Origin of the sequence: Halodesulfurarchaeum formicicum (genome assembly GCF_001886955.1) — an archaeon.
Classification (GTDB): Archaea; Halobacteriota; Halobacteria; order Halobacteriales; family Halobacteriaceae; genus Halodesulfurarchaeum; species Halodesulfurarchaeum formicicum.
This window is the reverse complement of sequence record NZ_CP016804.1, coordinates 609,180-623,115: the sequence shown is the minus strand read 5'-3', so window position 1 is coordinate 623,115 and position 13,936 is coordinate 609,180. Positions and strand designations below refer to the sequence as shown.

The following is a 13,936-nucleotide window of genomic DNA, read 5'->3' as shown; positions in this document are numbered from 1 at the left end:
CAAAACGACGAGAATCCGGCGGAAAGTGTTGTCTCAAAAGCGGCAACCGTTAATTGAAGAGCCGTTCAAGTGAGTACATGGCAACGGACTCCGGGCGAAGTCAACGGCATCTCGAGGACGAACTCGGGGAGTGCCGGGTCGAGGACGTGGAGATACGACTCGCGGAACTCGACATGCTCCAGTCCTCAGCCTGAGGACTTTGAGTGCGTGAAATGCGGCTACGAAAACCAGGCCGACTACAACGCGGCGAAGAATATCGGTTTGCGGTATCTTCGCCGGAACCAAACCGGCTCCGGTGGAGGCGCACCCGTAGGTGTGCGCTTGAATAGCGCGGGACCTTGGTCCCGCGGACCACGCGAACGGGCGCTACGCGCCCGTGAGCGGACAGCGGGACGCTGAACGCGAATGGAGTATGACCCTCCTGCCGAGGATTCGGCCCGAGCGGGAGTCCACGCTGAAAGCCCACGGCTTTGGCCGTGGGGTTGCTTACCGGTCCACTGATCGAGGTGCCAGTATTGCGTTCACTCGTGTCCGTCCCACTGTGGGTCCAGCGCAACGTCGACTGGCGCGATCACACCACGGGGCAACTCGATAGCACGAGGCCCGTGAGTGCAAACGGGAGCGATGCGGAACCGATCACGGAACGGGACTGATCTCGGCTGCGGCGGTCAGACGCGTCTCCGATGGTGCCCGATGAGATCGCCCCGCTGTCACCGATGGGAGGCCAGTTCCGAGTTCGGGTACCCGATATCCCGAGAACCAATTGTGGGTTCGTTCCCGGGTGAGGAGTGCAAAAACCCGCAGCGAGGTCACTCGTATCGAACCCGAGCGGACGCGGACCGATCCTCCCCAAGCCACCGCAGGGTGTAGGTCACCTGTTCTACAGAATTGGCTGCAGACCCCATCTGATACGTTCGGCCCCTGACTGCCCAGGATCTGGATTCACCTGGGGGGATTCGTCGCGAGACGAGCGTGACGAGCCGGTCGGTCGTGGCGCCGTCTCCATCGATCGCACCCCAGAAGTGTCCGGGATGGGAGCCTTCGTTTCGAACCGTCAACTCGAATTTCGGGTCGGTGTCGGGAGAGACGGTTTCCGGGACGGCCCATTCCTCGACCGTGAACTCCGGAATCGGGTTGGCAAGTCGTGACCGAATCGTTTCGGCCGGACTCCACTCCCCACTCGGCCAGGAGAGTACTGCCCCACTTGCGTCCCCCGTCTCTGGCACCTGAAACGCGATCCACCCATCGGTGCTTCCGTCGTCCCAGTAGCGCTCTTTTCCAGTGGTGTCCGGGTAACCCCTCCCCGACCCCTCACCACGGTGAAGCGGTGGGTGGTTCCACTCCGTTTTCGGGGAATACATGTCGCCAGCGAAGTGAAACTGGAAGTCCGTGATCGATGGGATCGTTCCGGAGTCGACGTGCACGTCCAAAAAGAGGTACTGGGAGTCGGGCTTGGACGCGATCTCGTAGGCGTCTTCGACCAGTCCCACGACACCGGCCTGGAGGCCACTGAACTCGATACGCAGTTCGGGTTCCGGCGACGTGGTGTCACCTTCAGTCGTCGGCTGTCGGTCACCGCCCATGCCGATACACCCCGCGACACCAGTCATGCCGAGTCCACACAGGGAGAGGAACTGTCGGCGATCCATGGAGAAGTCAACACGGCCCCCCAGTAAGTGCTTCGTGGTACCGTTGCTCAGTTAGTGCCCGGGAATCCCGTCAGGCATGAACCGGGGACGATCACTCAGCCGGCCCGAGTCCCGCTACGGTCTCCAGCCCATCGGCAAGCGAGACGGTCGCCTCGAACCCCAGTTTCGTCCGTGCGTCGGTCGTCTCGGCACAACTGTGACGGATGTCGCCGGGACGGGGATCGGAGGTCCGAATCGGTGAGTCCGAGCCCGCTAGCTCCTGGATGTGTGCTGCCAGCTTCGAGACCGTGACCGAGTCCCCGGTGCCGACGTTGAACGCTTCACCGACGTGGGGTGTGGTCGCCGCGCGGAGGTTCGCGCGGACGATGTCGTCGATGTGGACGAAATCGCGGGTTTGCTGGCCGTCCCCGTGGACGGTGATGGGCTCGCCCGCCGTCGCCTGGTCGACGAACGTTCGAATGACACCGCTGTAGTCGCCATCCGGCTGACCGGGGCCGTACGCATTGAAGTATCGCAGCGCGACGGTCGGGACGTCGTACAGCGAGGCGTACAGCCGAACGTACTGGTCGGCGGCGAGTTTGCTGACCCCATAGGGCGAGGTCGGCTCCTTGGGATGGGACTCGTCGACCGGAACGTACGCCGGCGGGCCATACACCGCGGCACTCGAGGCGAAGACGACCCGGGCGTCTTCCGTCCGTGCCTGTTCGAGAACTCGGACAGTCGCGTCCACGTTGGTTCGGGTGGTTTCGAGGGGCGCCTCGGTCGAGCGCGCGACGCTGACGACCGCGGCCTCATGAAACACGAGGTCGACGCCCGCCATCGCGGCGTCGAGAGCGTCCTCGTCGCGAACGTCACCGACGAGCAGTTCCGCGCCGTCGGGAACGTTCTCCCGCCGACCACTCGAAAGGTCGTCAAGTACCCGGACGTCGTTCCCGTCCAGAAGCGCCGCGGCGATGTTGCTCCCGATGAACCCCGCACCGCCAGTCACGAGCACCTGCTGGCCGGCGATGTCGTGCTCGAACGGTCGGGGGGTCACGTGGAGCCCTCCGCGGTGGTGTCCACCCAGAGGCGCAACCCCAGGTCAGCCGAATCGGCGTCGATCTCTCCCTCCGTGCCGCCCTTGTAGACAAGCACCTGGAGGCGGAGTCGCTCGCCCGTCATCGTCGGGTTGAGCGAGCGTTCGTAGACGCCGATCTCTTCGGATGCCAGGCTGACGCTGAAGTTATCAAGGCGTTCGCTCCCCAGGACCGTCCCGTTCTCAACCCGTTGCAGGCGGACCACGGTCCGGTAGTCAGTCGGGTCGCCCTCGTGGTTCTCGATGGTAAGTGAGACCGTGCTATCAGCGCCGGTGGCCATCGTCTGGGTTCCCTCTGCTGGTCCAAGGTCGAGGTCCTCACCGTCGGTCAGATAGACCTCGGTGTAGGGGTCCTCGGCCGGACTCGTGCCGGCGAACGCGAGCGTGCTGACCAATAGCAGCACCGACACCACCAGCACGAGCGACTGGACACCCGAAATGCCGAACGCGCCAGGCATCGACCCCAGCGAGACGCCAGCGACCGGGTCCGCACGGTGATCCCGCTCAAGTGGTCGCCGTCGAACCCCAGCGAGGACGACAGCGAGTAACGTGACCGCGCCGATCGACAGCACGGCCGGTGCCAGAGTGAGCCGAACCAGCGCTTCACTCGCGAACAGGACGCCGACCGCGGCGACGACGATCGCGCTCCCGATCAGCGAGAGACCGAACCTGGCGGGCCAGTCGAGTGAGTTGCCACCGGCCGGCGACGCCTCAGGTCGCCGGGGAAAGAGCGCCGCAACCACGGCATACCCCGGCAACAACACCAGCAGCGGAAGACCGAACACCCACTCGATCTGCCAGGGAACACCCGGAACCAGCAGCACGAGCATCGCGGCGACGGTCAGGCTGAACACGAGCCGCAGATCGGTCACTTGGGAGCTCATTCCGCACCCCCCGTGGAGTCGGTGCAAAGACACACCTGATCGTTCGTGTACACCCTGTTCCACCCGTCCGGGCACACGGTGGCGGGGTCACCTATAGTCCCTTCCTCGGGTGATTCGAAGCTAACCGGGCCCTGTAACTGGTAGTCACGAGCGGCAGTGGTGTCGGCTCCGACAGGACCGTCTGGACCGAGGATGAGGCTGCCATCCTCGTAGCCCCCGATAACCCGAAAGACCTTGTCGTAGGGGTGGTCGGTACGAATGACGCCGTGTTCGGCAGGCGGCCGGATCTCGACGCCCGTCTGGGCCGCACTTATCTCCGGTGCGGTGTAGGCAAAGCGGGCGTGTTGATCGCTGAACGCTGGACTGTCAAGCGTCGCCTTCTCGGCGACGACCATGGACGCGGGGTAGCCCACCGCCAGCACGACGAATGCGATGACGACCAGTGTCCGGGCGTTGCTTCGGGAGAGTCCCAGGAACCCGGCGGCAGCCAAAAGCGCCATCGGAGCGAACAGAAAGGCGATCCACCGGCCGGGTAACAGCGCACGGATGCCGAACAGGGAGAGCCCGTACACGAGCACGAACAGGGTGGCCGCGGCGAGCACGAAGGTGAGCGACAGGTCCGGATTGGGGTTCCGGCGGAGCAACCACAGCCCGCCGAGCACGGCAGCCGCGAGCAACAGCCCGAACCCGAACAGTTCAACGTACGGGATCAACCAGGCGTAGGCCGATGCGCCAGCAGCCCCGCCGGCCCCCGCGTCACCGCCGCTCGCGAGATTCAGGAGAGCCGCGTCCTCGGTAAGTGCCGACGTGATGACGACCAGCTCCCGCCCGAGGAAGGATTGGCCGCCGGCGAACGGTGTGTTCGCCCACGAGACGAGTGTGGCCGTCGTCGTCACGACAAAAATGCCGACGAGTGCGACTGCCTTGCGCGTGCGATGGGTGACCTGGCCGTCCCGTGCGAACAGCCCCAGCACGACAGCGGCAAACGCCGCGACGGCGAGGAACACCAGGGTAATGGCAGTCGCGACCTGGTGGGTGAACACCACCGCCAGGCTGGCCCCGAGCGCGAGCACGACCGCCCACGGTTCGGCGTCGGCGTAGAACATCCGCGCCACCAGGTACACGACCGCGAGGAAGAACACCAACCCGAGACTCGTCGGAATGATGTGGATTCCCCAGCGAATGAACTGGTCGGCAAAGGCGTACAGTGCCGTCGCCAGCAGCGCCCACCTGGCCGGGACCAGGAGTTTCCCCGTCGAGTAGACGAACACCGCCGACAACGGGACCAAAAGCCCCAGCGTCAGATAGATCCCCTCCCGAACACCGCCGAACACGAGGGTTCCGATGGCCCCGATGGCGTGGTAGATCGGCGCCATGAGGTATTTCGTCTCGGCTATCGAAGCCAACGAGCCCTGGGCCACGATGCCGTCGACGAACACCAGCGCGTGGGTCCAGATGTCGACCCCGACGTATCCCGGAGTCACGAACAGCGCCGACAGCCGGATCACGACGGCCGCGGCGAGGATTTCGAAGAGGATCACTCCCGGGGCAACCCCACCTTCATCGAGGAACAAAATCTGCCCGAAGATGAGGGTGCCAATGCCGGCGATCAGCAGGTAGATGGGAACCGTCCGGGTACCAACCAGCCGGGTCGCGACCACGAGGGCCACCAACCCGAGCATGACGACCGATGGAAGGTAGCCAGCCACGAACCGGGGCAGTGCCAGCCAAGACATCTCGGCAGCCCGTTCGTGGCCCGCCAGGAGGTAGAGGCCGCTCCCCATCCCGATCGAAAGCGGAATCACGAGGAGGAATGGCTGGGACGCGAACAGCCGGAGGCCGAGCAGCAGTACTGCTGCAAGAACACCTAATTTCGCCAGTAAAACGTCCAGATCGTTCGTTAACGATCGTCTGGAATGCATATTGCGGGACGTCATGGCCGATCCGCAGGCCCGAGTCTCCGTTCCGAGCGGGCCCCTGGTAGCCGACACTCCTCGGTGGCCGGTTCCCGGCTGTCGATGGCCGTTGGTGTACCAATCATCTGTCTTCTAACCCGGGATAGGACCAATCGGAAGATTGTAATCCCCAGCTTACCCGTCAACTCGCTCGGTAAGCTTTCGTTAGTCCGGGTAACAGAGCAGTTACCGTCCGCTGCCCTTCCGTCGATTACTGCACCGACTCGTACACGTCGAGGATGCGCTTGCCCATCCGGTCGAGCCCGTATGGTTCGACGTGGGCCCGACCATCGGAGCGCTCACCGCGTTCGAGGACATCGATGAGTCCGGCGACGAGTTCCTCGTCGGTCCGACAGACGTGTGAAGCCGTGACATCCGAGAGTAAGGCGGGGACGTCACCGACAGCCGTCGCCACGACAGGACAGTTACACGCCATCGCTTCCTTGACGGAGTTGGGCGAGCCCTCACTTTTCGACGTGAGCAACAGCGCGTCGGCAGCGTTCATGTAGAGCGGCATTCGGTCGTGGGCCACGCCGTGCAGCGTCCGGAGTTCGATGTCCCCGTCGAACTGCTCGCGAGCCGCGGCGACGACGGCCTCGGCTCGCGGGTAGTCCTTCACCGCCCGTCGCTCGGCGTAGGGAAAAAGCACCTGGGCGGCGTCGCCGTCCCAGCCGACCCGGTCGCGGGCGACCCGCCGAGAGAGCGGCTGGAACCGCTCCATGTCGACCCCGTGAGGGATGACGTGGCTGTCGATGGGATCGAGTGCCGCCGCCATCTCCTCGGACATCACGATGACAGCATCAGCCGCCCGCGCGCACAGACGACTCACCCACCCGACGCTGCCGAGCAGGTCCGACCCCCAGAGGGAGAGAACGACTGGCCGCCTCGGCTGGGCGAGCGCGGCTGGCGCGGTCAGCCCGTAGTTGGCATGCACGACATCGTAGTCACCACGCGAGGCCCGGAGCACCTGCGGGTAGAACTGCAACCAGTCCAGCACCGACCGCGGCTCGGCGGTGTCGTCGGTCGTCCGCCGGTCGCCCGGGACCGCGACGACGTCCGAACTGACTCCCAAACCAGCGAGGGTCTCGACCTGCTGCTCGAAGAACTGGGCGTCCGGGTTCGTCACGAGGTTGAGCACGTTCATCGGGAGTGCGGGCACGGTTCCGGAAGGCGGCCGACCCGGGGCTGTGCCTCGGCTACGGGCCGGATTCGTGGGCTGACCGACGGGAACGACGAGGAAAGTTATGCTGACATTACCGGGGTCACGTGGCGGGGTCGCGGTCTCCGGGCGGACTCGCGTCCCGAGCCCTCGGGGTTGGTGGTTCCTAACAAAGCCCTCCGAGTGACCGACTCTAGGGGAATGCACTGCACGCGATCCACCACTTCGGTACCGGACGCCGGACACCACCCATGACCGCCGACCGGAAGAACATCATCCTCGTGTCAATCGACAGCCTGCGCGCAGACCACTGTGGGTTTCTCGGCGACGAGCGTGGCCTCACGCCGACGATGGACGCGCTCGCCGACGAGGGCCTCGCTTTCGAAACGGCCGTCGCGCCCGGTCCCCAGACGTTCTCCTCGATGCCGGTCGCCTTCACCGGGTACCCACGGCCGGCGGAGCCGCTCGACCGCTATCCAGGGGCGACCCACTGGGAGCGCCGACTCGCTGCCCTCGACGAGCACATGGGGCGGTACGCCTCGCTCCCGGAACGGCTCCGCGAGCGCGGTTACGAGACCGCAGGCTTCAGCCCGAACCCCTGGGCGTCCACGGCGTCGGGGTTCGACCGCGGGTTCGACGTGTTCGAGGATTTCTCCGGGGTAAACGGCGGCTGGCTGCGCGCCGTCGCCGACCGGCTTCCGGGGATCGACACGGACAGCAAGCCGGTGGAGCTCGCACTTGACTTGCTCACTGGGAGTTCCTTTTTCGCGCGCTGGGAATCGTTCTACGACGACCTGGACGCGGTCCGCCAGGACCTCTCGGAGCCGTACTTCCTGTGGGTGTTCCTGATGGACACGCACTACCCGTTCCTCCCTGGCCGGGCCCACCGCACCGAGCAATCCCTGCTGGGGACCTACACGAGCGCCCTCAAGTCGGAGACGGCGATGCGTGGAAACGGCGACACGATGGGGGCTGGCGCGGCCGAGTCGGTGCGGGCGAGCTACCGGGACACGGTCCGCTCGGTCGATGCCTTCCTCGACCGACTCCACACCGACGCCGCCGGGGACGATTCGGCGCTGATCGTCCACGCCGACCACGGCGAGTCGTTCGGCGAACACGGCAACTACGGCCACCATCACCGTCAGCTCTACGAGGAGAACGTTCACGTCCCGTATCTCGTCCACAACGCGGGCAGCGACGCCACGGTGGCCGATCCGGCCTCGCTGGCAACGATCCCGGACGTGGCGCTGTCGATCGCTCGTGATGGTACCGTCGACCCCGAAGCCATCACGACACCGAACGCAGTCGCCACCAGCGAGGGCGGCAGCAAACGTGCCGTGCGCGACCGGCGGTTCAAATACCTCGAAACCGAGGACGGGGAGACGCTGTTCGACCTACAGGCAGACCCCAGTGAGTCGACCGACGTCGCCGACACCCACCGCGACCGGTGTCTACACGGCCGGGCACGGCTGGCACGATTCCAGTGCCAAAGAGAGGAGACGACCGCCATCTCCCGAGCCGCCAGGGCCATCGCCACCAGCGGCGGCCTCTGAGCCCGTAGGCGCTGCATAACAAACCGCCGAACCCGCTTTCGATTCATCACGCCGGAGGAACCGAACGGTCCCACAAGCGGTCGGGGACCGCCTCGACCACCGGACAGCCGGCATCACGAGGTCCACCAATGACACGACAGCATGCGGTCGACGACCGACGGAGTACTGACAGCCGGGTGATGGGATGACCCGCAGAGATTCACGCAAGGAGAAAAACGAGGAGCCCCGAGCAGCACTCGGCGAGAACGTCGTCGTCGACCCCGGTGCGACCGTCGGCTACGTGTACGATGACACCGCCGAGCCCGCTGTCGTCGGTGCGGAATCGACCATCAGGTCCGGGACGACCATCTACTGTGACGTCGATATCGGGTCCGGGTTCACGACGGGCCACGACGCGATGGTACGTGAACACACGACCGTCGGTGACGACGTCGTCCTCGGGACGAAGTCGGTGCTGGACAGCCGGATCCAGGTCGGCTCCGAGGTAAGCATTCAGACCGGCGTGTACGTCCCGGCGGAGAGCGAGATCGGTGACCGGGTGTTCCTCGGCCCGAATGCGGTCCTCACGAACGATCCCTACCCGCTCCGGCAGGACGTCGACCTGACGGGACCGACCCTCGAGGACAACGTCTCCGTCGGGGCGAACGCGACTGTGCTGCCGGACGTAACCATCGGCGAGGGAGCGTTCGTCGCCGCCGGTGCGGTCGTCACACAGGACGTCCCGCCGGGTCGGCTCGCTCTCGGGGTGCCGGCCGAGCATCGACCGCTGCCCGAGGAGCTACGGGGAGGGAACCGAACATGATTAACATCGCCAACCCGACGTTCGACGTCGCTGAACAGGAGGCGGTACAGGAGGTCCTCGAGGGCGGCATGGTCGCCGACGGCCCGAAGGTCCGGGAGTTCGAGTCGGCGTTTGCAACCTACTGCGGCAGCGACCACGCGGTGGCGACAGCCAACGGAACGGCCGCCCTCCAGGTCGCACTGGAGGGTCTGGGGATCGGCGACGGTGACACCGTCGTCACCACCCCGTTCTCGTTCGTTGCCAGCGCGAACGCCATCCGGCTCGTGGGGGCAGAACCCGTCTTTGCAGACATCGACCCGGCGACCTACAACCTCGACCCCGAGAGCGCCCGCGAGGCGGTCAGAGCGACCGACGCCGACGCGATTCTGGTGGTTCACCTCTACGGGCTCCCAGCCGACATGGACGCCTTCCGGGCCATCGCGAACGAAGCGGACGTTCACCTCATCGAGGACGCGGCCCAGGCGCACGGCGCCAGCTACGGTGGGCAGTCCATCGGCACGTTCGGCGACGCCGCGGCCTTTTCCTTCTATCCGACCAAGAACATGACGACCGGGGAAGGTGGGATGGTCCTCACTGACGACCCGGCGGTCGCCGACCGGGGGGCAAGCTTCGCCAACCACGGTCGCACCGGGGACGATGTCTACGCCCACAAGCGCGTTGGTCACAACCTCCGGATGACCAGCATCGCCGCCGCTATCGGGACCGTCCAGCTGGAGCAGTTAGAACAGTGGGTCCGGGCCCGCCGACGGCACGCCCGTCGGCTCACGGACCGACTCGAGGACGTTCCCGGACTGACCGTTCCGTCCGAACCGGCGGGGGCCCGACACAGTTACCACCAGTACACTGTCCGCACCGAGAATCGCGATCAGCTCCGGGAGCGACTGGACGAGGTCGGCGTCGGCACGGGGGTCTACTACCCGACACTCATCCCGCACCTCGAAGCCTACGATGGCTACGAGGCGGACACACCGGTTGCGAGCCGGGCGGCCGACACCGTCCTGTCGCTGCCGGTCCATCCCGGGCTCTCGGCGGCCGAGGTCGACCACGTCGCCACCGCGGTCCGGGAGGCTGTCGGGCCCGCCAGCCGGGTGAGCTAACCTGAATGTGGCCGTGGGAGCACATCGCAGCCGGCTACTTGCTGTACTCGCTTGGACTCCGCGCGTTGGGTCGACCCCCACCGTCGGACGGCGCTGTCGTGGCCCTCGCGGTCGCGAGCCTCGTGCCAGACCTCGTCGACAAGCCGCTCTCGTGGGGGCTGGGCTGGTTCCCGAGCGGGTACGCCATCGGCCATTCCGCGTTCGTGGCGATACCTGTCGGACTGGGCGTTCTCCTGTTTGGATCCCGGCTCGACCGCCTGTGGGTGTCCGTCGCGTTCGTCGTCGGCTACTGGACACACCTGCTTGGCGACGTGCTGAACCCGATCCGTTACGGCAATTCGATCCTGGTGGGGCGGGTGCTGTGGCCCGTCTCCGCGGCCGAACCCTACGAGATCGACCGTGGGCTCGGCCGCGGGCTGGCCTACCTCGAGGACTTCGTTGCCGAACTGGTGACGATGCCGATCACGGACGTCGTCCTCCTGTACCTGCTGTTGCCGGCAGCGACGATCGCACTCTGGATATTCGATGGAGCACCAGGAGTGACACTCCTGTCCCGAGCAGTCGGCACGGTCCGGTCCCGACTGCGCTGAGTGGGCTGGCCGACGGTTGTTTCCCGACCCAGCGGCGAGGTGACCGGGTAGAATACTCCTACTCCCGCCACTTTTTCGGTAGGCGACTGATTACTAACCCGTTCATCGGCCTGGGTTCCAGATAGAATGGCGAGTCAGAGGACCCAGTCGTCCGAAACCGTCGAGTTCACCTACAGCTGGTACGAGGACTTCCTGGACCGGATTCAGGCGGCCGGCTACGAGATTCGGCGGTTCGCGGACGGCGTTGACCCGGGAACCGTGGTCATCCGACACGATGTCGACCTCTCGATCAGAGACGCCCTGCGGATGGCCCTGCTGGAGGCCGATCGAGGGATCGCGACGACGTACTGTTTCCTGCTCTCGTCCGCGCTTTACAACCCGCTCGATCGGGAGCAGCGCGAGCAGATCCGCGAGATCGAATCTCTCGGCCACGAGATCGCACTCCACTTCAGCACCCACGAGTACTGGGAAGCTGACCACGAACCTGCGGATTCCGAGATCAACCGGCGGGTCGACGAGGAGCGAGCGGTCCTCGAAACGCTCGTTTCGGACCCGGTTGAGACCGTCTCCTTTCACTCCCCGCCGGAGTGGGTGCTGAGCCGGGACCTGGCGGACATCCGGAACGCGTACAGTCCAGCGTACTTCGAGGAGATGAGCTACGTCGCAGACTCCGGCCAGCGGTGGCGAACGGCCCCGCCGGTCGTCGGAGACTTCGGAGAATCGGCACAGATACTGACCCATCCAGGGCTGTGGAGTGAGAGCGATGGCAGCTTCACCCAACGGGTCGAGCAAGCGGTCACCAGGAGCTGTCGGCACGCCAATGCCAAGGCCCAGCGGGAGTTCATCCCGGACGGGGAAGTGGGAACGGAGTCGACGGGAGGGCAGACCAGTGTATAGAGACCACACCGTCGCCGCGGTCGTGCCGGCCTACAACGAGGAGGGGTTCGTCGGCGAGGTAATCGACGATCTGCCCGGGTTCCTGGACCAGGCGTACGTCGTCGACGACGGTTCGACCGACGACACCTGGGCAGAGATCCGTCGCCACGCCACCGAGCGCAACGCGGCCCACGACGGTCGATTCGACGACCTCGTCGTCCCCATCCGCCACGAGCAAAACCGGGGCGTCGGTGGGGCCATCAAGACGGGCTATCTCCGGGCCCGCGAAGCGGAACTGGATCTTACAGTCGTCCTCGGTGGCGACGGCCAGATGGACCCGAGCGAACTCACCAGGTATCTCGACCCGATCGTGGACGGGGTCGCCGACTACACGAAGGGCAATCGGTTCTCGCGTCCCGAGGACTACGCCGAAATGCCGCGGTTTCGGCTGCTCGGCAACGTCGTGCTCTCGTATCTCACGAAGGTCGCCAGCGGTTACTGGGCGACGATGGACTCCCAGAACGGATATACCGCCATCTCGCTTTCCGCACTCGAAGAGACGGACATCGAGGGAATGTACGAGTACTACGGCTACTGCAACGACCTGCTCGTGCGTCTGAACGCCGCCGACATCCGTGTCGGAGACGTGCCTCGCTCCTCGGACTACGCCTACAGCGAGGGCTGGAAGAGTCACATCAATTACAGAGAGTACATCCCACGCGTCTCGGCAATGTTGGCCCGCGGGTTTTTCTGGCGGCTCCGCCGGAAGTACCTGCTCCAGCGGTTCGAGCCACTCGTCCCGTTGTACCTACTCGGAATCGGCACCGTCGGCGCCGGGATCGCTGGCCTCGTCTCGGCCCTGACTCGTCGCGACGGTGACGGCGGCTCGTGGTTCCTCGCGACAGTCGGTGGGGCACTGATGTTCCTCTATGCCGCGATGCTCGATCGCCGGGACAACGAGCACCTCGAAGTACAGATCGAGCCCGACGAGCAGGCCCCCGAGGAAGCCGACCAAGCGGTCGAATCGGGAAGCGAGCGTGACGCCGACACGGAGGCAGTCGAACCGGACGAGGGCAGCGAGGAGCGGGCCCCACGGTCCCCGGCCCAGGCCGATGGCGGCACCGATGACGAACGGACACCCGACACGGAATCGGACACCGAGGGCGATAGAAGATGACAACCCCGACACAAACAGGCGACTACGAAGATGTGACCATCCTCATGACGGGCGCCGGCGCACCAGGTGCGTCCGGCATCATCAGGAGCCTCCGCAGCGTCGACGAACGGGCGATTCGCATCGTCGGCGTCGACATGGATCCGGATGCGTATGGCTTTGGCCTCGTCGACGAGCACTACACGGTCCCGGCGGGCAGTGACGAGGAGTACGTCCGCCGGATCGCCGACATCGCCACAGTCGAGGACGTCGACGTCGTGCTCCCGCTGACGACCGACGAACTGCAACCGCTCGCAGCCGACCGCGATGCCGTCCCGGCGACCGTGATGGTCTCCGATCCCGAGGGGCTCCGGGCCGCCAACGACAAGGCCGCGCTCTATGACTTTCTCGCTACCAACGGCTTTGACGCCGCGCCCGACTTCAGACGAGTGGCCGACGAGGCGTCGTTCGTCGAGGCCGTGGAAGCGCTGGGCTATCCCGACCGACCGGTCTGTTTCAAGCCCACGGTCGCCAGCGGGATGCGGGGGTTCCGCGTCCTCGATGAGGGAACCGACCGGGTAACCAGGTTGCTCGACGAGAAACCCGGCGAGGCGGTGACGACCCTCGAGGAGGTGCGGCCAGTCCTCTCCGAGGCCGACCCGTTCCCCGACCTGGTGGTCATGGAATACCTCCCCGGCGAGGAGTACAGCGTCGACCTCCTCGCGATGGACGACGAAGTCGGTCCCGTCGTGCCACGGACCCGATCCCGAACCCGGGCCGGCATCACGTTCCAGGGCATAGTCGAGGACAACGAGCCACTCATCGAGGAAGCGACAGCGATCTCCAAGCAACTGGGCCTGGAGTACAACATCAACCTCCAGTTCAAGTACGACGCGGACGGGACCCCGAAGATCATCGAGATCAACCCGCGGGTTTCCGGCACGATCATCATGTGTGTCGGCGCGGGGGCGAACCTCCCGTATCTCGGTGTAAAATACGCCCTCGACGAGTCCATCCCGCCGGTGGATGTCCGGTGGGGCACGCAGATGACCCGCTACTGGAACGAACTCTTTCGATCACCGGACGGGCGGACGTTCCACGTCACCGAGGAGACCACCGGGCCCAAGACAGGGTTATGAGGAC

At 65.5% G+C, this 13,936-nt stretch carries 13 protein-coding genes and 2 pseudogenes; 10 read left to right on the top strand and 5 right to left on the bottom strand.

The window, feature by feature from the left end; translation table 11 throughout:
- Positions 1 to 77 precede the first annotated feature (77 nt).
- From HSR6_RS11390 to HSR6_RS11280, 3 genes and pseudogenes are all read left to right on the top strand, one after another.
- Positions 78 to 188 (top strand): annotated as a pseudogene (locus HSR6_RS11390) (ArsR/SmtB family transcription factor); the annotation flags it as partial.
- A pseudogene (locus tag HSR6_RS11385) lies at positions 163 to 501 on the top strand (zinc ribbon domain-containing protein); the annotation flags it as partial. The pseudogenes HSR6_RS11390 and HSR6_RS11385, both read left to right, overlap by 26 nt.
- 26 nt (positions 502 to 527) lie before the next feature.
- Positions 528 to 653 carry a hypothetical protein gene (locus HSR6_RS11280; protein ID WP_257786078.1) on the top strand — a complete coding sequence of 42 codons (126 nt, stop codon included), beginning with the start codon at positions 528 to 530 and terminating at the stop codon, positions 651 to 653.
- 156 nt (positions 654 to 809) lie between these two features.
- On the opposite strand, the gene HSR6_RS03230 is transcribed toward HSR6_RS11280, so the two are convergent.
- From HSR6_RS03230 to HSR6_RS03210, 5 genes are all read right to left on the bottom strand, one after another.
- Positions 810 to 1,649, bottom strand: a complete 840-nt coding sequence (locus tag HSR6_RS03230) for a hypothetical protein (RefSeq protein ID WP_071932801.1) — start codon at positions 1,647 to 1,649, stop codon at positions 810 to 812.
- A 91-nt stretch (positions 1,650 to 1,740) separates the two neighbouring features.
- On the bottom strand, positions 1,741 to 2,685 hold the full coding sequence (locus tag HSR6_RS03225; RefSeq protein ID WP_233488551.1) for an NAD-dependent epimerase/dehydratase family protein: 945 nt from the start codon (positions 2,683 to 2,685) through the stop codon (positions 1,741 to 1,743).
- Complete coding sequence (locus HSR6_RS03220) at positions 2,682 to 3,608, bottom strand: DUF1616 domain-containing protein (RefSeq protein WP_071932800.1); 927 nt, start codon at positions 3,606 to 3,608, stop codon at positions 2,682 to 2,684. Before HSR6_RS03220 ends, HSR6_RS03225 begins: the two co-directional genes overlap by 4 nt.
- The gene (locus tag HSR6_RS03215) at positions 3,605 to 5,530 is read right to left on the bottom strand and encodes a hypothetical protein (protein ID WP_148661796.1); all 1,926 of its coding nucleotides are present in this window, start codon (positions 5,528 to 5,530) and stop codon (positions 3,605 to 3,607) included. The genes HSR6_RS03220 and HSR6_RS03215 overlap by 4 nt, the downstream gene beginning before the upstream one ends.
- Before the next feature lie 244 nt (positions 5,531 to 5,774).
- Positions 5,775 to 6,707 (bottom strand): glycosyltransferase, encoded by a 933-nt coding sequence (locus tag HSR6_RS03210; protein ID WP_071932798.1) that lies wholly within the window; start codon positions 6,705 to 6,707, stop codon positions 5,775 to 5,777.
- Positions 6,708 to 6,973: 266 nt separating this feature from the next.
- On the opposite strand from HSR6_RS03210, the gene HSR6_RS03205 reads away from it, so the two are divergent.
- From HSR6_RS03205 to HSR6_RS03175, 7 genes are all read left to right on the top strand, one after another.
- Positions 6,974 to 8,275: a sulfatase-like hydrolase/transferase gene (locus HSR6_RS03205; protein ID WP_071932797.1), complete on the top strand. Its 1,302-nt coding sequence runs from the start codon at positions 6,974 to 6,976 to the stop codon at positions 8,273 to 8,275.
- A 184-nt stretch (positions 8,276 to 8,459) separates the two neighbouring features.
- On the top strand, positions 8,460 to 9,077 hold the full coding sequence (locus HSR6_RS03200; protein ID WP_071932796.1) for an acyltransferase: 618 nt from the start codon (positions 8,460 to 8,462) through the stop codon (positions 9,075 to 9,077).
- Positions 9,074 to 10,174, top strand: a complete 1,101-nt coding sequence (locus HSR6_RS03195) for a DegT/DnrJ/EryC1/StrS family aminotransferase (RefSeq protein WP_071932795.1) — start codon at positions 9,074 to 9,076, stop codon at positions 10,172 to 10,174. Before HSR6_RS03200 ends, HSR6_RS03195 begins: the two co-directional genes overlap by 4 nt.
- A 5-nt stretch (positions 10,175 to 10,179) precedes the next feature.
- Positions 10,180 to 10,764, top strand: coding sequence for a metal-dependent hydrolase (locus tag HSR6_RS03190; protein WP_071932794.1), 585 nt, complete (start codon positions 10,180 to 10,182; stop codon positions 10,762 to 10,764).
- Positions 10,765 to 10,890: 126 nt separating this feature from the next.
- The gene (locus HSR6_RS03185; protein ID WP_071932793.1) at positions 10,891 to 11,661 is read left to right on the top strand and encodes a polysaccharide deacetylase family protein; all 771 of its coding nucleotides are present in this window, start codon (positions 10,891 to 10,893) and stop codon (positions 11,659 to 11,661) included.
- The gene (locus HSR6_RS03180) at positions 11,654 to 12,817 is read left to right on the top strand and encodes a glycosyltransferase family 2 protein (RefSeq protein ID WP_071932792.1); all 1,164 of its coding nucleotides are present in this window, start codon (positions 11,654 to 11,656) and stop codon (positions 12,815 to 12,817) included. Before HSR6_RS03185 ends, HSR6_RS03180 begins: the two co-directional genes overlap by 8 nt.
- Complete coding sequence (locus tag HSR6_RS03175) at positions 12,814 to 13,932, top strand: ATP-grasp domain-containing protein (protein WP_083426088.1); 1,119 nt, start codon at positions 12,814 to 12,816, stop codon at positions 13,930 to 13,932. Before HSR6_RS03180 ends, HSR6_RS03175 begins: the two co-directional genes overlap by 4 nt.
- Positions 13,933 to 13,936 lie beyond the last annotated feature (4 nt).